1 protein-coding gene is annotated in these 292 nt (G+C 71.2%); it reads right to left on the reverse strand.

What is annotated here, in order from left to right; translation table 11 throughout:
* A partial coding sequence (locus KZZ06_RS20350) for a hypothetical protein (protein ID WP_219581797.1) occupies nucleotides 1-191 on the reverse strand: 191 nt, incomplete at its 3' end.
* Nucleotides 192-292 lie beyond the last annotated feature (101 nt).

The following is a 292-nucleotide window of genomic DNA, read 5'->3' on the forward strand; positions in this document are numbered from 1 at the left end:
CGATCCGCTTCGTCGCGTCGCCAGACGGCGACGACGTGATCGCCCGCCCACTTGGCCGGTGCCAACGTGTCACCGGTGACGGGACGCGTCGATGTGGGAGCGGCCGGGCTGGCGCCGCTGCGCCGCTGAGGGAAGAGCCCGGACCGCAGCGCGTAGGGCAGCGCGGGCGCGAGGGCGTGGACGAAAGCCATGGTCACCTCCTGGTCGTCGGGTGGTTGCGGATGCGACCCGAGAGGAGGTTTGAGCGCCAGCTGACGAAGCTGGCGAGACGAGGTCTTGCCGGCTCAGACCG

Source organism: Sulfitobacter sp. CW3, from assembly GCF_019392245.1.
Taxonomy (GTDB): Bacteria; Pseudomonadota; Alphaproteobacteria; order Rhodobacterales; family Rhodobacteraceae; genus Sulfitobacter.